Here is a 16,768-nt window from a genome sequence, read left to right as displayed (position 1 = left end):
ATGCTCCGTCCCCAGACAATCCAGATCTACTTGCCGTCAGGAAGCCCTTCAGGCATCCGCGTCGCGAGCCTCACTACTCGCACCGTTCGGGTGTTCGAAGTTCCGCGGCCCCTTCTCGCGGACTTTCTCAAGTTGTCCGAGGCGTCTCAGGTTGGGGTCTATTGCTTGCTCGGGTCCGAAACGGGCGAGTTGGGTAGCTGCTATATCGGTCAGACCGGCAACGTGGGCGATCGACTTCAGCAGCACGCGAAGTCAAAAGAGTTCTGGACTACCGCAATGGTCGCGGTGTCGTTGACGAACGAGTGGACGTCAACGCATGTCGCATACCTCGAATGGTTGTCCATCAACCGGGCGGCTTCGGCCGGACGATACAAGTTGGTCAATGGGAATCAGGCGTCGAACCCACACACACCTGCGCCTCTCGAAGCGGATTGCCACGAGTTTCTCGACACGATCGCAGTTCTTCTGGCGACACTCGGCGCACCCGTGCTCGAACCACCAACCAAGCCTGAGTCGGTGCCGGTGATGACGAACGATGGGAATGGCACGGGCTCGACTTTGACGTCGGAACAGTCGACACAGCAGGAACTGCTGCATTTCAGGGATGGGGGATGTGACGCCACCGGCTACCTGACCTCTGAGGGATTTCTTGTTCTGGAGGGCTCACGAGGGCGCGCGCAAACTCAGCCGTCGATACCGGGCTCCGCGCTGCGACTTCGCGAGGCGCTCGAGAAGGACGGCATTATCGCGGTCGAAGGGGCTGAAATCCGTTTCCTGCGCGATCACCTCCTCCGCAGCCCATCCTCGGCGGGATCCGTGCTCGCTGGAGGAAGCGTGAACGGGCGCAGGTCCTGGAAGAACGCTCGAGGACAGGACGTGAACTATCTGGAGAACCAGGCGTTGAGTGCCGCGGCCCTTGTGACTGGCCGCGCATTGGTGGAGGGGAACTGACGGTGCCGCAGCATCACGAGTCGGTTCTCGAGGACGAAATCTGCCAGCACCTCGCCGCGCACGGTTGGCTGTACTCGCCGAATGACACCGGTTACGACCGCGACCTCGCAGTGTTCCCCGAGGACGTCTTCGCATGGCTCGCCGATACCCAACCGGCCGAGGTAGAGAAGCGAGTCAAGCCCGATGCCTCCGCCGGTGCGCAGGAGAAGTCGAAAGCGGCTCTGCTGCAGCGCCTTGCGAAGGCCTTGTCGGCGGATTTGAAGGCTGACGGTGGCACCCTCGCAGTACTTCGGCGCGGGTTCAGCGACTTCAACGCGACCTTCGCGATGTGCCAGTTCAAACCCAACTCTGGCCTGAATGCGACCACAGCGGCGAAATACTCGTCGGTGAGGTTGCGGGTGATGCGTCAGGTGCACTACTCGAAAGCGAACATCAAGAAGGCAATCGACTTGGTGTTCTTCGTCAACGGGATTCCCGTTGCCACAGCAGAGCTGAAGACTGACTTCTCGCAGCAGTCGGTGGCCCATGCGGTCGAGCAGTACAAGAAGGATCGTCTGCCGAAGGGCGAGCCGCTGCTGACGTTTGCGACGCGGGCGCTAGTGCACTTCGCGGTGTCGAACAAAGAAGTGCACATGACCACCCGGCTCGCCGGCGAGTCCACGGTGTTCCTGCCGTTCAACCGCGGAAACAACCACCACGCCGGCAACCCCATTAACCCGGGCGGGTCGGCATCGTCCTACCTGTGGGAGACGATCCTGCAGCGTGACACCTGGTTGGAGATCCTCGATCGGTTTATGCATCTCGAGGTCACCGATCGCCGCGATCCCGATACCGGCAAGAAGATCCGCAAGGAAACGCTGCTGTTCCCGCGGTACCACCAGTGGGAAGCCGTCACGAAGCTCGTCGACGCCGCTCGCACGGAAGGACCCGGCGGCCACAAGTACCTGATCCAGCATTCAGCGGGCTCGGGGAAAACGAACTCCATCTCCTGGCTCGCGCAGCGCTTGGCGAGCCTCTACAACGAGGCGGATGAGAAAGTGTTCTCTTCCGTCATCGTGGTCACCGACCGCACCGTCCTCGACACGCAGCTGCAGGAGGCGATTCACCAGATCAACCGCACCAGCGGCGTCGTCGCACACATCGACGGCCTGTCCGGCTCCAAGTCGTCCGAACTCGCCGATGCACTGGAATCGGGGACGCACATCATCATCGTCACCATCCAGACCTTCCCGTACGCGCTGGACGCGATCGCGAACAAGAAGGCCCTGCAGGGGCGAAACTTCGCGATCATCGCCGACGAGGCCCACTCCTCTCAGGCCGGGAGCGCATCGAACAAGCTGAAGCACATCCTGACCCAAGCCGAGTTCGCCGACGTCGAGGACGGCGGCCCAGTGTCGTCGGAGGACGTGCTGGCGGCCGAGACCAAAGCTCGGGCCGAGGCGAAGAACATCTCCTTCTTCGCGTTCACCGCCACTCCGAAAGCCACCACACTGCAATTGTTCGGCCGTCCAGGTCCGGACGGCACGCCGCGCCCGTTCCATCTGTACTCGATGCAGCAGGCGATCGACGAGGGCTTCATCCTCGACGTCCTGCGCAATTACACCCCCTACAAGACGGCATTTCGCCTGTCCCACAATGGAAAAACGTTCACCACCGACGACACCAAGGAGGGCACCGTCGCCGTCAGCGGCAGCGCGACCGATGCAGACCTTGTGGATCGGTCGGCGGCCGTGAAGTCGGTGATGAACTGGGTGAAGCTCCATCCGACGAACATCGGGCAGAAGGTCGCGATCATCGTCGAGCACTTCCGGCACAACGTCGCGTGGCGGCTCGACGGTCACGCCAAGGCGATGGTCGTCACGAGCTCCCGCAAGGCCGCCGTCCGCTACAAACTCGCCTTCGATAAGTACGTCACGGACCACGGCTACACCGACGTCGCCGCGCTGGTTGCGTTCTCCGGGGAGGTCAAAGACCCTGAATCCGGGTCGGACGAGCCGTTCACCGAGACCAATATGAATCCCGGCCTGAAGGGTCGAGACCTGCGTGATGCGTTCGCCACCGACGAGTTCCAGGTGATGTTGGTGGCCAACAAGTTTCAGACTGGGTTCGATCAGCCGAAGCTAGTCGCGATGTATGTCGACAAGAAGCTCGGCGGTGTCCAGGCCGTGCAGACCCTGTCCCGCCTCAATCGCACACATCCACCGCTCAAGGATCAGACGTTCGTGATCGACTTCGCCAACGAGATCACCGACATCGTCGATGCGTTCTCCCCGTACTACGAGGTCACCACCCTCGCCGACGTCACAGACCCGAACATCGTGCACGACACCGAACGCAAACTGGCCGTTACCGGCATCTACGAAGCCTCCGAGGTCGACGGACTCGTCGCCGACTACCTGGCCCGCAAGGGCAACAACGCCCTGGAGAAGTGGATCGCCCCCGCCGCTGAGCGATATACCGTGCGTATGAAGGAAGCCGTCGATCACTCGGACATCACTTCTGTGGACGAGCTGGAAATGTTCCGCAAAGACGTCGGCACCTACGTCCGCCAGTACGAGTTCCTTTCCCAGCTGTTCGACTACGAGAACCCGTGGCTCGAGAAGCTCGCAATCTACCTGAAACTCCTCGCACCACAGCTGGCCGGTGGGGAGAAACAGACCCCGATCGACTTATCCGCGGTGACGATCGACTACCTCAACCAACACGAACAGGCACAGCAGCACGGCCAGCTCGCCCCCGGCGTGCAGCTCGAACCGGCTAAAGAAGCCGGCACCGGCACCGTCAAAGACCCAGACATGGTTGCCCTCGACGAGGTGATTGCACGTATCAATGATCTGTTCTCCGGCAATCACCCTGACTCGAGTGTCCGCAGCGTTGTCACCCACATCAAGGACCGGCTCGAAGAGGACGGGAAACTCCAGCAGCAAGCCAAGTTCAACAGTCTGGCTCAGTTCTCCGCGAGCCCGGACATCGACATCGCCTTCAACGCGGCGGTCATCGGATCGATGGACTCGTCCGCCGACCTCTCCAGGCAGATTCTCAACAACAGGGACCTAGCGCAGAAGCTGTTGGGGGAACTGCTGCCCGCGGTCTACCGGACACTCCAAGACTCCAATACGTAGGAATCGGGTCGTGTTGAATGTGCTCACAGGGAGGATCGTCATGTCGGAGTCGCAGTCAACCCCACCAGACGAAGCGGCCGGCGCCGCGTGGCCGCCGGAGCGCCAGATCCGCCACCTTCGCGAGCGAGCTCTGCTCACGAGCGGGGTCTGCGCCGAGGCCCTGTTCTCCGAAGGAGACTACGCATCGAATCGCGTCCGGAACGCAGTCATAGTGTTCGAAGAGTGGATCGAATTGGAGTTCGGTTTGCCGTCGGAAGATCTGACTTACTTCCATTACGGCCTGAGTGGGTTTAAGGACGTGGATGGAGCGGATGAACTGCTTCAAGAAATCCAACTGGGTGCGAGCGTCTGTGAGAGTGTGCGGCTCGCCTGGTGGTCCGACAGTTTCATGGAGGCTGAGCGTTACGCCGAGGATGTGGCCGACTCTCTAACCCTGTATCTGCGCTGTCGGGAAGGGCGAGACTGACGCCGCATCCTCCAACTAGCTTCGGTTTCGAGGTGGAGGCCTTCGACTGCATCGGCGAGGGCGTCTGACAAGCATTGTTCTCGTGGGGCGTTCGACAGGGCTGTCGAACGCGTCGACACCGTGATCTACCTGAGCAGAGGGAGTCAGCATCAACCGCCACGAACCTGTGGCACGGTTTGGCTGAACCCGGCAAGAACTTCTGGCGCCGAATCTAGCTGGTCTCAGACGCCGTTGCGCGAAGTCGAGCATCGGTGGGCGCAAGGCCGACGCGCACGACTGCGCACTATCTTCACGGTGTCGCGTTCGGTCGAAACGTCCGGGAGGCCCGCGTGAGGAGTCATCTGACGCCATGGTGCCGATTCGCCGTCCTAACACCGCCTCCAGTTGGACGACCTCGTCTGCGATGCTGGTCCGATGGCCACCCGCAACGCTGCAATTAACTACGCCAACGTGACCCGTGAACTCCGGGTCCTCGAATATGTCGCGCAGTTCGTTCCCCCTGAGTTCGAGGAGCTTCGCGACAGCGCGATAGGTGAGGATTCGCAGGACCTGAGGCTACGGATCAGTGAGACGAAGACCAGGATCGCTGAACTCCGCGAGCAATACCCGGTGACTCGCTGGGTAGATTCCGATCCTGTATACCGAGATGAGAATCGGCCGTGGGTGAACAACCACTGATCAGATCGGCGGTCCTCTCGGGTTCGTTTCATATCCCAGGTGGGCGTCCCCGGCTGTGACGGCGTAGAGCCTCTGGCAGGTTCCTATTAACCGAACGAGCCAGGTCGCTACGACCAGGCTGCGGGGCCCGCACCAGGGATCATTCAGGGGTTGTCAGAAGCCACCTGGCGATGATGGCGAAGGCCACAATTAGAGCTGTGCCGCCCGCAAGGGCGACCCAAGTTCCCGTGGTCGGGCCTGCGATCATCCCAGCGACTGCGACGTAGGCGAAGTACAGGCCGACCACCAACGGGGCGAGCGAAACTGCGACCACCAAGACGACAGCAAGCGCGACGAGTGTTTCCTGCGATATGCGACGCCATCGTCCGGTCGTAGGTGAGTGTCGTGAGGTGGCCGAGTTCCTGACGACCTCTGGGTACTTTTTGCGATAGCTCATTGCGGCCTTGCCGACAGCCGTTGCTCTTCCCTTCAGGTCGAATTCGAACAGCACCATCCCGACCGCATCGGCATAGTCGACCGCGGCGCTCGTGTACCCGGATTTCGAGAAGAACAACATTTTGGTGTTGCGCTTCCACAGACTCTGCTCACGCAGCCACGCACCGCCCAACTGTTGCACGGCCGGCCGGCCGACAGGCTTTGACTGCCATTTCACCTGTGCAAGGCCAGCAGTCGCCCGGACGTCGATTCCGTGGTCACCGCTCGACACCGTCGCGGTGGCGTCCGAGAATCCGATCTTGCGCATGAGTTGCGCCGCGGCCTTTTCCGCCTGGTCCGCCTCGGCTCGTGAGACACCGGAAAGCACCGCAGCTATAGGGTGGTCTACTTCGGTGTCGCTCAATCCGTCGACGTCTGTCTCACTCACTCGCGCCACAACTCTCGCCACCGGGGGCACACACTGCGCCCAGCGTGAGCTTAGTCGGTGAACGCCTAAACCCGGGGATGGGTTGGGTGCCGCGACCTCTCTGACTCCGAGTGAGTGGTACCGCCGCATGCGTGGTCTTCGGCGCGGAACACCGTGGCGAAGCATCCGGGTCCGGGTATCTACCACCACATTGCGTCGTTTCCTGTCAGCCCCGCACGCTCAGGTGCTCAGCAGTTGCGGTACATGACCGACACTCGAGCACCCTTCTTGTAGAGGTGCTTCACGCTGGTGTTGCGGTGCGTCGCGTTGAGACCAGTGTCGATATGGCCGGTGAAACGCCAGCGACGCTCGGCGGTGGGATGGGGTGTCAGTGTCCATTCGTCGTCGACGAACCAGCCGGGTTCCCAGGATCCGGGGTTGATGCGGTACACCGCGCGGATAACGCCCCGGTGCACAGCGAAGGCGTACTCCGCTTTCTCGCGACGCACGGAGAGACGCCACCATTGGCGGGTGGCGTTGTACAAGTCGTCGGCACTCATGGTTGGGGTCCAGAGGACGGGGACCTTGATGAGGAGGGCGGGCACCGTGATGTCCGGAGCTGCCGGTGCCTCGTAGAGGCTGGCGACGACATCGACGCCGGCGAGTCCGTGCGTGGATGTGTGGTGGCCGGTGACGAGGTTGGTCAGGGCGAATCGATCGTTGGTCATTGTCGGGTCGAGGAGCTGACACAGATCGATCAGGCTCGCTTCGACTGCATAGGCCAGCTTTTCCGATGCCAGACCGTGGCGAATGATGTAGGCGTCGACGTGCAGGCCCGCCTTGTGGATCTTTTTGATGACACCGATCTTTTGGCTGACCTTATCTTCGTTAGCAGCGAGGTGCGCACTATTGGCGTGGGCGAAAACTCTATTTCCTTTGCCTTTGCCGATATAGAAGACGCGGCTATCGATCGGGTTTCGCAGCGCGTACACGTACCAGCCCAACTTTTCGGCGACGTATGGGCTGAACGCAGATGTCGGCGTCGTGGGGATGTCGGACCGGCTGACGGGCGTTGCATTCATCGATCGCCCCTGCTGTTCGGCATGAGGTCACATTATCCGCTCTGTGCGGATGTTGATCTTCGCAAACAGTAAACACTGCGCGTCGTTATCAAGGCGTCAGCGGTTGGCGCGGTTACGGCTCGCCAACACCGCCAACGAGAGCAGGACGGGTCCGAGGATGCGAACGATGATATCGATGACGACGCTGAAGCCGACGAGGGTGACTCCGATGATCCCTGCGGGCCGAACAGGGCGAGGGTTTCCTGTGGGTCGACCGCCGACGGCCACACCGCACTGTTCGGGTCCAGGACCGGTGCTGGGGCCGTGCCCGCGGATGTCCGTACCCAGCAGAGCTCATGAAAAAGGTCAGGTCGCTTGCGACCTGACCTTTTTCGTCGGTGCGGGCCGTGTCAGACCCGTCGCACCGCAGGCGGAGTCCAGGCCCCGGTGAGCGCCGCCCGTTGCGGCGCGTACAGGCGCAACGTCACACCCAGCGGCCCGCGAGGGGTCGGCAACCAGTTGTCGACGAGCTCCGGGCCGGGGTTGGTGTGCTGGAGATACAGGTCCAGTGAACCGTCGTCGTTGAACCGCAAGTTGTCGCGGTCGCCGATCGCGAACCGGTCGATCTCGTTCCCGACCTGGTAGCCCTCGGCGTCGTACATGGTCACCGACCAGAACGCGTCGACCGGGGGTAGTTCTCCGGCGGCGAAGTGAAGTCGGTAGTCGTGTTCACCGGACAGCGGTTGACCGTCGGAGTCGGTCAACAACAGGGGGTAGATGGCGTCTTCGGGCGGATTCGCCCCAAGCCCTACCTCAGCGGCACTTCGACATCACGACCCCGAGCGTAACGGTCGACAAGATCCGCGGAACCCGGGCGCGGGAGCACCCGGACGACGGGATGGCCGATGACGGCCCGACGGCCGGACCGGCCGGGACGAAGGGGCATGAGATCTTAGGTGGTCGACGAATACGTCCGGACCGCCGGACCGCACGTCGATCCCGGTTTCGCTCTCGATCTGCTCGGAGTCCTGGGCGACGATGCCCCGCAACCCGGCGATCTCGACGTCGCCGAACCGGTCGGTAAGCGTTGACCGAACGCGAGTTGGCGAATTTCCGGTACCTGCCGACGATGTACAAGGCGGCCGAGATCGCCGCGGATCTGTTCGTGTCGGTCAACACGGTCAAGACCCACCAGCAGGTGATCTACCGCAAGTTGGGGTGTCGTCGCGGCGGGATGCCGGCGACCGTGCCAGAGAACAGAACCTGTTGTAGCGCAGTCGATGGCGAGGTCGTTCACGACGACTCCCTGGCGGCACGCAGCGATGCGACGATGGCCCGTTCAGGTATTCGTGCGTGCGCGCTGAGGTGACCGCCAGCCGACGCCACCGCCGAGAAGAACGACGCGGTGCAGATGTACTCCCAGACGATGGCGAGACCGGAGCCGCCCGGTGAGATGGCCATGGCGAGGTTCTCGACGTCCTCGAGGGAGAGCAACTCGATCACGGAACTGCCGAGTGAGTCGACCTCGTCCAGGTCCGAGTCTTCGAATTCCGCAACCGCGACGGTTCCGTCCGCGCGGCGGCTGACGTCGAGCAGATCAAGCACCCGGACGAGGTGGTTGTCGACCAGCCCGGCGAGTTCGACGCGTACGCCCCTGTCGACGGACGATGCACCCGCCGGGAGTTCCACCACGACGTAGTCGACCGGGCCGAGCTCTCTGGTCATCGTCATTCCTTCCGCTTTGGGAGGGGAGTGTGCGCGGCAGGGCGGGCGATGTCGTCATGCTGACAGGGTGGGGTAAGCGGTGTTAGCGCGGGTGATGTGCAGCTGACTAAGGTTCTCCCTTTAGGTGTGTTCTATGTGTGGCGCAACGCCCACCGGAAAGGTGTCGCCACTCGCCACGGGCCATATCAAGCCGTCCTCCCAGAGCCTCAGCAGCGCCTTGTCGCACAAAACGGCCCCCTCATTCATATCGGTCAATCAAACAAAATATCGTCGTAGCCTAGGGAGGTCGAGTGGAGGGAACCGTGCTAGGCATGTTGCAGACTGACGGCACTGGTTTGTCGAAGGAAGTCATCGAGGCACTCAAACTGCGGGGTTACAACCAATCGCAGATTGCGCAGATGTTCGGAGTGACTCGTCAGGCAGTGTCTTGGCACATGAAGACTTACGGAGGGGCGAGGTCGGCACGTCAGGTCTTGAATGACCACTGGCCCTGGGAGACTACAAACGGACACGGCGGCGCGATTCCCTATCGAAGACTGCGAGACCATGGCGAGTACGTAGTTACTGAAGGCCGAGGCATGAGCGCAGACAAGCTCAATCGGCTCCGAGCCTGGTGGCGGAAGATGCAAGACGAGGACCTCGTCGTGGAGTTTGATCCGGGCCTGCCACCGGTGCCGAAGGTAAGCACCTTTGGCGGGTTTGCGTACCGACAGCGCATAAGTGGTGACAATGACCTATTGATCAGGGTCAACGGCTTTACGCGCCTGACCGATGAAGGCAGGACACTATGGGCTCGGCCTAAAAGCGGAAGATTTGACTAGTGGCGGTACAGCCACCGGCCCGCTCATGGCATGATTCACGACCTTTCAGCAGCGGATCCCAGGGCGGTTAAGCGCACTCCAGCTATACCGGCCGCGACGAACCGGAGGTGACCCATGGACAAGGCCCGCGATCGCGACCCCGACGGTCGCGCGCGCCAGGCCCGGCCGCGCGACGAGTTGGGCAGGCCGTTGCCGTATGGCGCGCCGGGCGTCGAGCCGGTGTCCGAGGAACCGTTGCCGCCCGACGAGACGATCGCGCTCGCATGGCAGTTGCTCGAAGAGGGGCGGCCGTTCTCGGCGCACGAGGTGTTCGAGACCCGGTGGAAGTCATGTCCGCCCGAGGAGCGGCCGCTGTGGCAGGGACTCGCGCAGCTCTGCGTCGGACTGACGCACCACCGTCGGGGTAACGCTGTCGGTGCCCGCCGTCTGTACGACCGGGCGGCTGCGCGGCTGGAGGAGTACGAGCAGTCTCATGGTCTGACGTACGGGATGGATCTCGCGGCGATCCGCGACCGTGCGTTCGCGGAGATCAACTCCGACCCCGCCTGAATCGGGTCACACCGTCCGGTAGCGCAGCAGCGAGACGCCCAGCTCGAAACTCTTGGTGTCGACGAGCCGCAGTGTCGGGATCTCCAGGCCGTCCGGGAACAGACGCCGTCCCGACCCCTGGACGGTCGGGTAGACGAACAGTCGGTACTCGTCGACCAGACCGGCTTCGATCAGCGTGTGGCAGAGGCTGATGCTGCCGGTCACGACGATGTCCTTGCCGTCGGTCTTCTTCAGCGCGGTCACCTCGTCGACGACGTCACCGGACAGAACGGTCGAGTTCTGCCACGCCGGGTCGGTCATCGTGCTCGACACCACGTACTTGTCGACGGTGTTGAGATAGTCGGTGATCCCGGTGGCGTCGTCGGTCTGGTGCGGCCAAAAGCCGCGGAAGTCCTCGAAGGTCTGCCGGCCGACGAGCAGCGCATCGGCCTCGGCGTCCTGCCGGTGGGACTCGGCCATGAGGTCCGGCGCCTCGACGGTCGGGTCGAACCAGTTGGTCAACATCTCGATCGAACCGTCGAGCGTCATGTTCTGGGTGATCGCCAGCGTGCGCATGCTTCTCCCGGGGGTCGTTGACGTTGTCTCCCAGATACCGACCGGCGGGCCGGTCGATAGTCATCGGAACGGCACGCTGTTAGCGCGGCGTCAGCTCGACGATGGCGAGTGGGCGCGTCGTCTTCTTCTGATAGCCGGCGTAGCGACCCTTGTTGACTTCATCGACGAGAACGAAGCGCCGGGCGTAGTCCGGGTCATCGGGGTAGGTCGCCCGCGCGGTGACCTGAATCCGACGACGACCCACCTGGACTTCGACGTTGGGGTGCGCCTTGAGGTTGGCGAGCCACCCCGGTGGTCGCGGCGATCCGCCGTTCGACGCGACCACCAGGTAGGCCTCGCCGTCGCGCGCATAGGTGAGCGCATTGCACCTGGCCTCCCCGGTGCGGCGGCCGATTGTGCGCAGCAGCAGCGTGGGATTGCCCATCAGCAGCCGGTGGCCGACGAGTCCGCCGGAATGCTCGTAGAGCCATTGGTGGGTCTGCAGCGCTCGGATGAACAGCGACGTCATGGGTCCACTATCGCCGCTCTGACCGTCGGCCGAAAGCTCAGCGGACACCCGGTCCCACCCCCACGCTCCCTCTAGTCGACAAACACGCAGGCCCGCTGGCCCGTTCTGCTCCCTGATCCGAAAGAGCCGCGGAACCACTGTCCCGCTCTGCTCCCTGAGGAGCGCCCGGAGCTTGCGGAGGGCGCGTCACGAAGGGTCTGCCACGCATCTCACCAAGACCCTTCGTGACGCTCGCAAGCTCGCTCCTCAGGGTGCGGGGGTCCGCTCGCAAGCTCGCTCCTCAGGGTGCGGGGGTCCGCTCGCAAGCTCGCTCCTCAGGGTGCGGGGGTCCGCTCGCAAGCTCGCTCCTCAGGGCGCGGGGGATACGCTCGCAAGCTCGCTGCTCAGGGGCGGGATGACACGGCTCCGTAAACTTCGGCGGCTCTCAGCTCGGGGAGCAGTGGCGCGCGTCAGCTGTCGCCGCTCGCCACCCGCGCTGCGAAGCCGGAGAGGTGGCTCCGCAATGCCTGAATGCGTTGTTGCCGAACGGTTTCGGGGTCGTCTGTGGAGAAGATGGCCGACGGCTTGGCGCGGACGTTCGCCGAACACTCGAAGTTCGAGCAGATCAACGTCCCGACCGTGTTGCCCTTGCGTCCCGCGGCGCCGGCGAGTTTCGCACTGAAGAAGGCGACCTCGTTGGGCAGGTGCACGTCCTCGCAGAACGAGCACAGGGGCCGGGTTCGCGGCTGGCGGCCACCGAGACGGAGCATGATGCCCACGACGTCGTCGTCGGTCGGGATGACCACGTATCCGACCATCGGTAGTTTCGGGTCGCGCCAGCCGACGAAATCGATTCGCTCCCAGTCGAAGTCGTCGAAGTCGGGTGGAAGGGTCACGCTCTTGCGTTCGCGCAGCGAGGCGTTGACGAACGACGAACGGATCTGGGTTTCGGTCAAGGAATGCATGAGTGGATACACCTCAGGTGACGGAGGAGGAAAAAGAGTGCACGATTCGACCGGCGCGGTCCACAACTGCGGGGACGCGCGCCGATCGGAGCGGGTTAATCAACCGTCGGCGCGCACGACGCCGACGACCTCCTCACGCCCGGAGGGCGACACACTGACAGACACGAGGACCGATGGTGAACCGCCGAACCTTCGCTGTCAACTCGATTACGGCGACCGCGCGCTCACAAGATCCGTCCCCGCCCGAACCAAACGGCTGAGCGGGAACGGATCTCGTGAGCGACGACTATCAGGCAGCGAGGAGGCCCGCGATCCGCACCACCCGCTGCGCCATGTGTTCGAGCGCGGCCTTCGTCGCGTCGTCGAGCTCGTTCTTGTTCTCCGGACCCGTGACATGGGAGACGCCGTACGGGTTGCCGTCGGCGAACTTCAGTCCGTCCGTGTACCCGGGCGGGACGAGGATGCCGCCGAAGTGCATCAGCGATGTGTAGAGAGCGGTGAGGGTAGTCTCTTGCCCGCCGTGGGCGGTGTTGCTGGAGGTGTAGGCGGCGTAGGCCTTGTCGGCGAGCTTGCCCTCGGCCCACAGTCCCCCGAGAGAGTCGATGTATGTCTGGAACGGCGAAGCCGTGCTGCCGAACCGCGTCGGGCTCCCGAAGATGACGCCGTCTGCCCAGACGATGTCGTCGCCGGTCGCGGCGGGTAGGTCCTTGGTGGCCTCGTAGTTGGCCGACCAGGCCGGGTTCTCGGCGAACGTCTGCGGGTCCCGGGTTTCGGCAATGTGGCGGACTCGGACCTCGGCACCGGCGGATTCAGCGGCATCCGACAGCACCTGTGCCATCGCAGTGCCGTGTCCGGTGGCCGAGTAGTAGATGATCGCCAGCTTGGTCATGTGTACTCCCGTCTCGGTGATTGGCATGTGCCACCGACGGGTACCCACGAGCCGTGAGTCGACACCCACGCGCATACCGGGTACTCGTCGTGGACGGGATTCGTAGCCCCGTCCCGAACGGATAGTTGCGCGATGCTGTTCATCGGTACCTCCGGCTGGCAGTACCGGGACTGGCGCGGTGCCTTCTATCCCGAGAAGCTCCCGCAACGGTTGTGGTTGGACTACTACGCGCAGCGGTTCCCGACCGCCGAGGTCAACAACACCTTCTACCGGTTGCCCGAGCGGAAGGCGTTCGAGCGCTGGGCCGAGACGGTCCCCGCCGACTTCCGGATGGCCGCGAAGATGAGTCGCTATCTGGGGCACATCAAACGGCTCAACGAGCCGGCCGAACCGGTCCAGCGGTTCCTCGATCGGTCGGCCGGGCTCGACGGCCGGCTGGGACCGGTGCTCCTCGGAGTTGCCGCCCACTCTCCGCGCCATCCCCGACGCCCTCGACGAGACGCTCGCGAGGTTTCCGACGTCGGTGCAGGTCGCCGTCGAACCCCGGCGCGAGTCCTGGTGGTGCGACGAGACAAGGACGGTCCTCGAGCGGCACAACGCGGCGCTGTGCTGGGCCGACCGGAAGAACCGAATCCTCAACCCTCTTTGGCGCACAGCCGATTTCGGATACCTGCGCCTTCACGACGGGACGTCYCGACGACCGATGAGCTAGGGAACCCGGGCGATCGACAGTTGGTTACGCCGTCTGTCGGAGTCCTTCGACGATTCGTGTGACGTCTACGTCTACTTCAACAACGACCCGGGATGCGCCGCGATCGACAACGCCGCCATCATGATCCGCCGCGCGCGACGCATGGGCACGACGGTGAAGACCGTCGGAGACTGACCCCATTGGCGGTCCGTCATTCGACGGAATCGGAGCGTCGGCCCGGTGGCGCCGCCCGCCGGTCTCGGTACGGTACGTGCATGTCGATCATCCTGATGCTCGCCGTCCTGCTCGTGCTGCTGGCGGTTCTCGGTGCCGGGATCGTCGGCATCGTCGTACTGGTGTCCCGTAAGTCGAAGAACTCGGCTGTCGACGCCGGACGGAATGGGATGGGTGGCTGGTACCCGGACCCGCAGTATCCGGACGTGGACCGGTACCACGACGGCCACGCCTGGACCGCTCACACGCGGCCCGCGTCGGCGCAGACTAGTAGCCGGCCGGCTCACCACGCGTGACCGGCGTCACCTCATTTAATTGGCATCTCAGGTGCCAATTTGTGTTCTACTTACGACATGCAACTGACGCGCTTCACCGACATCGGCCTCCGGGTCGTGATGCGGCTGGCCGTCTCGGGTCAACATGACTCTGTTGCAACAGCTCTTACCACCAAGGATCTCGCCCGCGAACTCGCCGTCCCATACACACACGTCGCCAAGGTCGTCGGAAGGCTGTCGGAACTCGGCGTCGTACACGCTCGGCGCGGTCGAACCGGCGGGCTGACGATCACCGAACTCGGCCGCGATGCCCGCGTCGGGTGGCTCGCCCGTTCGCTCGAAGGTGACGGCGAGGTCGTGGAATGCGAAGGCGCACAACCCTGCCCGTTGCGCCACGCCTGCCGGCTCCGGGGGTCCCTCGCCCGAGCGGTCGCCGCATTCTATGAGAGTCTCGACTCCGAGACGGTCGCCGATCTCGCCCGCGAGCCGACGACCGCGGTGTTGCTGTCGCTGTCGTCCCGGCCGCCGCGGGACGGACCGGTATCCGAAGCTGCCGCACCCACAGCGACCTGACGCTGTAACCGCGTGCTGCGGTGGTGGTTTCGACAAGCTCAACCAGCGGGGGCGGCGCTCGACCCGTCACACATTCTTCCTGCGCACCAACCCGATGAGCAGATGAACAAAGGAGTTCTCATGCTGTCTGACACCCAACGCGCGACGATCGCCGCCACGCTTCCCGCCGTCGAAGGGTCGCTTGCGGAGATCACCCCGCGCTTCTATCGCGGACTGTTCGCCGCGCATCCCGATCTGCTCGACAATCTCTTCAACCGCACGCACCAGAAGTCGGGTGATCAGCCGCAGGCCCTTGCCGGTTCGATAGCCGCGTTCGCTCGTCTCCAGCTCGAGCCCGACGTCCGTCGCCAGCGTTTCATCCTCGACCGCATCGCACACAAGCATGCCTCACTCGGGGTCACAGCCGATCAGTATGCCGTTGTGCACGAGCATCTTTTCGCTGCGATCGTCGAAGTGCTCGGCGCTGCGGTCACTCCCGACGTCGCGGATGCCTGGGATCAGCTGTACTGGGACATGGCCGACCTGCTCATCGCATCGGAAGCCGAACTGTATGCCGCCGCCGACGTCGGTCCCGGGCAGGTCTGGCGTGAGGTCCGGGTCACCGACCGCGTGCAGGTCTCTCCCGACACGATCGCGCTGACCGTCGATGCAGTCGACGGTGATCTGCCGAGATTCCGACCTGGACAATACATATCCCTGCAGGTCCCCCTGGCCGACGGCGCCCGGCAGATCCGCCAGTACAGCCTCACGGGCTCGCCGGCGGAGTCGCGATGGCGGTTCAGTGTCAAACTCGCCGGCGAGGTGTCGGCGCATTTGCACGAGCACGTCTTCGAAGGTGACCTCCTCGATGTCAGCACGCCCTTCGGTGACCTGGTGCTGCCCGACGACGACGCTCCGCTCCTGCTCGCTTCGGCCGGGATCGGCTGCACACCTGTGATCGGGCTGCTCACCGCCCTGTCGGAGAAGCGCGACACCCGGCCGGTGACCGTCCTCCACGCCGACCGTTCGCGGGATCGTCAGCCGCACCGCGGCATGCTGGCTGCGCTGGTCGACTCGCTCCCGTCGGGCCGGCTGATCCAGTGGTACGAGAGCGCCTCGCCGCACGTCGTCTCGGACGCGATCCGCATCGGACAGATGACCCTCGACAACCTCGACGTCGAGAGGGATGCTCACATCATGCTCTGCGGTCCCACCGGATTCCTGTCGTCGATGCGTGAGGCCTTCGTCGGTCGCGACGTCGACGAGAGCCGGATTCACTACGAGACATTCGGACCGGAACTGCTCCGGACCGGCGCCCGATGAGCACCGCGGGCGCGGTGGTGACCGCGCTGACCTTCTTGTGGCTCGGAATGGTGTTCGCCATCTCGTTCATCGAGGCGCCGCTCAAGTTCCGTGCCCCCGGGGTGACTCTGCCCATCGGTCTCGGCATCGGCCGGTTGGTGTTCCGGGCGCTGAATGCGGCTGAGATCGTCTGGGCGGTCGGCATTCTGATCGCGGTTGTGTGGGGCTCGTGGTCCGGCGCTGCCGTGCCGATCACCGCCGGTGTGGCGATTGCCGCGCTCGCCGTTCAGTTGGTGGCCGTCCGACCGGCACTGACCAAGCGGTCCGACGCAGTGCTCGCCGGACACGACGGACCTCGAAGTCACGCCCACCTCGTCTACGTCGGCTTCGAGGTCCTGAAGGTCGTCGCGCTCGTCTGGCTTGGTACCGCCGTGCTGATCGGTGCTGGCTGATCCCTCCCCAATCCGGAAGAACGACATGACCATTGATCCCTGAGGTGCGAGGAGCGCAAGCGACCCACCCCCTGCTCCCTGAGGTGCGAGGAGCGCAAGCGACCACCCCCTGCTCCCTGAGGTGCGAGGAGCGCAAGCGACCCACCCCCTGC

General features: G+C 63.8%; 18 protein-coding genes and 2 pseudogenes. 12 read left to right on the top strand and 8 right to left on the bottom strand.

The window, feature by feature from the left end:
- The 4 genes from A9310_RS10955 to A9310_RS10940 all read left to right on the top strand — a co-directional run bounded on the left by A9310_RS10955 (position 1) and on the right by A9310_RS10940 (position 5,217).
- Complete coding sequence (locus tag A9310_RS10955) at positions 1 to 951, top strand: GIY-YIG nuclease family protein (RefSeq protein WP_065630645.1); 951 nt, start codon at positions 1 to 3, stop codon at positions 949 to 951.
- 2 nt (positions 952 to 953) lie between these two features.
- Positions 954 to 4,073: a type I restriction endonuclease subunit R gene (locus A9310_RS10950; RefSeq protein ID WP_065630644.1), complete on the top strand. Its 3,120-nt coding sequence runs from the start codon at positions 954 to 956 to the stop codon at positions 4,071 to 4,073.
- A gap of 40 nt (positions 4,074 to 4,113) precedes the next feature.
- Positions 4,114 to 4,539 carry a hypothetical protein gene (locus A9310_RS10945; protein ID WP_139104594.1) on the top strand — a complete coding sequence of 142 codons (426 nt, stop codon included), beginning with the start codon at positions 4,114 to 4,116 and terminating at the stop codon, positions 4,537 to 4,539.
- A 414-nt stretch (positions 4,540 to 4,953) separates the two neighbouring features.
- Positions 4,954 to 5,217 carry a hypothetical protein gene (locus tag A9310_RS10940; RefSeq protein ID WP_065630642.1) on the top strand — a complete coding sequence of 88 codons (264 nt, stop codon included), beginning with the start codon at positions 4,954 to 4,956 and terminating at the stop codon, positions 5,215 to 5,217.
- A gap of 139 nt (positions 5,218 to 5,356) precedes the next feature.
- On the opposite strand, the gene A9310_RS10935 is transcribed toward A9310_RS10940, so the two are convergent.
- The 3 genes and pseudogenes from A9310_RS10935 to A9310_RS10925 all read right to left on the bottom strand — a co-directional run.
- Positions 5,357 to 6,079 (bottom strand): restriction endonuclease, encoded by a 723-nt coding sequence (locus tag A9310_RS10935; protein ID WP_175401121.1) that lies wholly within the window; start codon positions 6,077 to 6,079, stop codon positions 5,357 to 5,359.
- A 227-nt stretch (positions 6,080 to 6,306) separates the two neighbouring features.
- The gene (locus A9310_RS25595; RefSeq protein WP_139104592.1) at positions 6,307 to 7,140 is read right to left on the bottom strand and encodes a hypothetical protein; all 834 of its coding nucleotides are present in this window, start codon (positions 7,138 to 7,140) and stop codon (positions 6,307 to 6,309) included.
- A 389-nt stretch (positions 7,141 to 7,529) separates the two neighbouring features.
- Positions 7,530 to 7,937, bottom strand: a pseudogene (locus A9310_RS10925) (DUF1214 domain-containing protein); the annotation flags it as partial.
- A gap of 138 nt (positions 7,938 to 8,075) precedes the next feature.
- Between A9310_RS10925 and A9310_RS26465 the strand changes: the two are divergent.
- Together A9310_RS26465 and A9310_RS26320 are read left to right on the top strand one after the other, a co-directional pair.
- Entirely contained in the window at positions 8,076 to 8,210 is a 135-nt protein-coding gene (locus tag A9310_RS26465) for a hypothetical protein (protein ID WP_302621814.1), read from the top strand.
- A gap of 38 nt (positions 8,211 to 8,248) precedes the next feature.
- On the top strand, positions 8,249 to 8,488 hold the full coding sequence (locus A9310_RS26320) for a helix-turn-helix transcriptional regulator (RefSeq protein ID WP_083207351.1): 240 nt from the start codon (positions 8,249 to 8,251) through the stop codon (positions 8,486 to 8,488).
- On the opposite strand, the gene A9310_RS10920 is transcribed toward A9310_RS26320, so the two are convergent.
- Positions 8,413 to 8,844, bottom strand: a complete 432-nt coding sequence (locus tag A9310_RS10920) for a DUF6325 family protein (RefSeq protein ID WP_083207346.1) — start codon at positions 8,842 to 8,844, stop codon at positions 8,413 to 8,415. The two genes, A9310_RS26320 and A9310_RS10920, sit on opposite strands and share 76 nt — an antisense overlap.
- 935 nt (positions 8,845 to 9,779) lie before the next feature.
- Between A9310_RS10920 and A9310_RS10915 the strand changes: the two genes are divergently transcribed.
- Complete coding sequence (locus tag A9310_RS10915; RefSeq protein WP_065630637.1) at positions 9,780 to 10,214, top strand: DUF309 domain-containing protein; 435 nt, start codon at positions 9,780 to 9,782, stop codon at positions 10,212 to 10,214.
- Positions 10,215 to 10,220: 6 nt separating this feature from the next.
- Here A9310_RS10915 and A9310_RS10910 read toward each other — a convergent pair whose 3' ends face one another.
- The 4 genes from A9310_RS10910 to wrbA form a co-directional block, all read right to left on the bottom strand.
- A complete protein-coding gene (locus A9310_RS10910) occupies positions 10,221 to 10,769 on the bottom strand; it encodes a dihydrofolate reductase family protein (protein WP_065630636.1) in 549 nt (182 codons plus the stop codon).
- Positions 10,770 to 10,848: 79 nt separating this feature from the next.
- Positions 10,849 to 11,277, bottom strand: a complete 429-nt coding sequence (locus A9310_RS10905; RefSeq protein WP_065630635.1) for a nitroreductase family deazaflavin-dependent oxidoreductase — start codon at positions 11,275 to 11,277, stop codon at positions 10,849 to 10,851.
- A 449-nt stretch (positions 11,278 to 11,726) separates the two neighbouring features.
- On the bottom strand, positions 11,727 to 12,221 hold the full coding sequence (locus A9310_RS10900) for an FBP domain-containing protein (RefSeq protein WP_065630688.1): 495 nt from the start codon (positions 12,219 to 12,221) through the stop codon (positions 11,727 to 11,729).
- A 289-nt stretch (positions 12,222 to 12,510) separates the two neighbouring features.
- A complete protein-coding gene (gene wrbA / locus A9310_RS10895; RefSeq protein ID WP_058253059.1) occupies positions 12,511 to 13,110 on the bottom strand; it encodes an NAD(P)H:quinone oxidoreductase in 600 nt (199 codons plus the stop codon).
- 132 nt (positions 13,111 to 13,242) lie between these two features.
- Here wrbA and A9310_RS10890 point away from each other — a divergent pair.
- The 5 genes and pseudogenes from A9310_RS10890 to A9310_RS10870 all read left to right on the top strand — a co-directional run bounded on the left by A9310_RS10890 (position 13,243) and on the right by A9310_RS10870 (position 16,616).
- A pseudogene (locus A9310_RS10890) lies at positions 13,243 to 13,996 on the top strand (DUF72 domain-containing protein).
- An 80-nt stretch (positions 13,997 to 14,076) separates the two neighbouring features.
- Entirely contained in the window at positions 14,077 to 14,331 is a 255-nt protein-coding gene (locus tag A9310_RS10885; RefSeq protein ID WP_065630634.1) for a DUF2510 domain-containing protein, read from the top strand.
- A gap of 57 nt (positions 14,332 to 14,388) precedes the next feature.
- Positions 14,389 to 14,883: an Rrf2 family transcriptional regulator gene (locus A9310_RS10880; protein ID WP_058253035.1), complete on the top strand. Its 495-nt coding sequence runs from the start codon at positions 14,389 to 14,391 to the stop codon at positions 14,881 to 14,883.
- A gap of 120 nt (positions 14,884 to 15,003) precedes the next feature.
- Positions 15,004 to 16,185 carry a globin domain-containing protein gene (locus A9310_RS10875; protein ID WP_058253036.1) on the top strand — a complete coding sequence of 394 codons (1,182 nt, stop codon included), beginning with the start codon at positions 15,004 to 15,006 and terminating at the stop codon, positions 16,183 to 16,185.
- Entirely contained in the window at positions 16,182 to 16,616 is a 435-nt protein-coding gene (locus A9310_RS10870) for a hypothetical protein (protein ID WP_065630633.1), read from the top strand. Before A9310_RS10875 ends, A9310_RS10870 begins: the two co-directional genes overlap by 4 nt.
- Positions 16,617 to 16,768: the final 152 nt, after the last annotated feature.

Origin of the sequence: Gordonia sp. UCD-TK1, assembly GCF_001691435.1 — a bacterium.
Taxonomy (GTDB): Bacteria; Actinomycetota; Actinomycetes; order Mycobacteriales; family Mycobacteriaceae; genus Gordonia; species Gordonia hongkongensis.
The sequence above is the reverse complement of the archived record's forward strand: the minus strand, read 5'-3'. Positions and strand labels throughout refer to the sequence as shown.

What these genes read in the sequence shown, in the direction of transcription:
- A9310_RS10955 (WP_065630645.1), top strand. Translation starts at nt 1, where the DNA reads ATGCTCCGTCCCCAGACAATCCAGATCTACTTGCCGTCAGGAAGCCCT.
- A9310_RS10945 (WP_139104594.1), top strand. Translation starts at nt 4,114, where the DNA reads ATGTCGGAGTCGCAGTCAACCCCACCAGACGAAGCGGCCGGCGCCGCG.
- A9310_RS10940 (WP_065630642.1), top strand. Translation starts at nt 4,954, where the DNA reads ATGGCCACCCGCAACGCTGCAATTAACTACGCCAACGTGACCCGTGAA.
- A9310_RS25595 (WP_139104592.1), bottom strand. Translation starts at nt 7,140, where the DNA reads ATGAATGCAACGCCCGTCAGCCGGTCCGACATCCCCACGACGCCGACA.
- A9310_RS26320 (WP_083207351.1), top strand. Translation starts at nt 8,249, where the DNA reads ATGTACAAGGCGGCCGAGATCGCCGCGGATCTGTTCGTGTCGGTCAAC.
- A9310_RS10920 (WP_083207346.1), bottom strand. Translation starts at nt 8,844, where the DNA reads ATGACCAGAGAGCTCGGCCCGGTCGACTACGTCGTGGTGGAACTCCCG.
- A9310_RS10915 (WP_065630637.1), top strand. Translation starts at nt 9,780, where the DNA reads ATGGACAAGGCCCGCGATCGCGACCCCGACGGTCGCGCGCGCCAGGCC.
- A9310_RS10910 (WP_065630636.1), bottom strand. Translation starts at nt 10,769, where the DNA reads ATGCGCACGCTGGCGATCACCCAGAACATGACGCTCGACGGTTCGATC.
- A9310_RS10905 (WP_065630635.1), bottom strand. Translation starts at nt 11,277, where the DNA reads ATGACGTCGCTGTTCATCCGAGCGCTGCAGACCCACCAATGGCTCTAC.
- A9310_RS10900 (WP_065630688.1), bottom strand. Translation starts at nt 12,221, where the DNA reads ATGCATTCCTTGACCGAAACCCAGATCCGTTCGTCGTTCGTCAACGCC.
- wrbA (WP_058253059.1), bottom strand. Translation starts at nt 13,110, where the DNA reads ATGACCAAGCTGGCGATCATCTACTACTCGGCCACCGGACACGGCACT.
- A9310_RS10885 (WP_065630634.1), top strand. Translation starts at nt 14,077, where the DNA reads ATGTCGATCATCCTGATGCTCGCCGTCCTGCTCGTGCTGCTGGCGGTT.
- A9310_RS10880 (WP_058253035.1), top strand. Translation starts at nt 14,389, where the DNA reads ATGCAACTGACGCGCTTCACCGACATCGGCCTCCGGGTCGTGATGCGG.
- A9310_RS10875 (WP_058253036.1), top strand. Translation starts at nt 15,004, where the DNA reads ATGCTGTCTGACACCCAACGCGCGACGATCGCCGCCACGCTTCCCGCC.
- A9310_RS10870 (WP_065630633.1), top strand. Translation starts at nt 16,182, where the DNA reads ATGAGCACCGCGGGCGCGGTGGTGACCGCGCTGACCTTCTTGTGGCTC.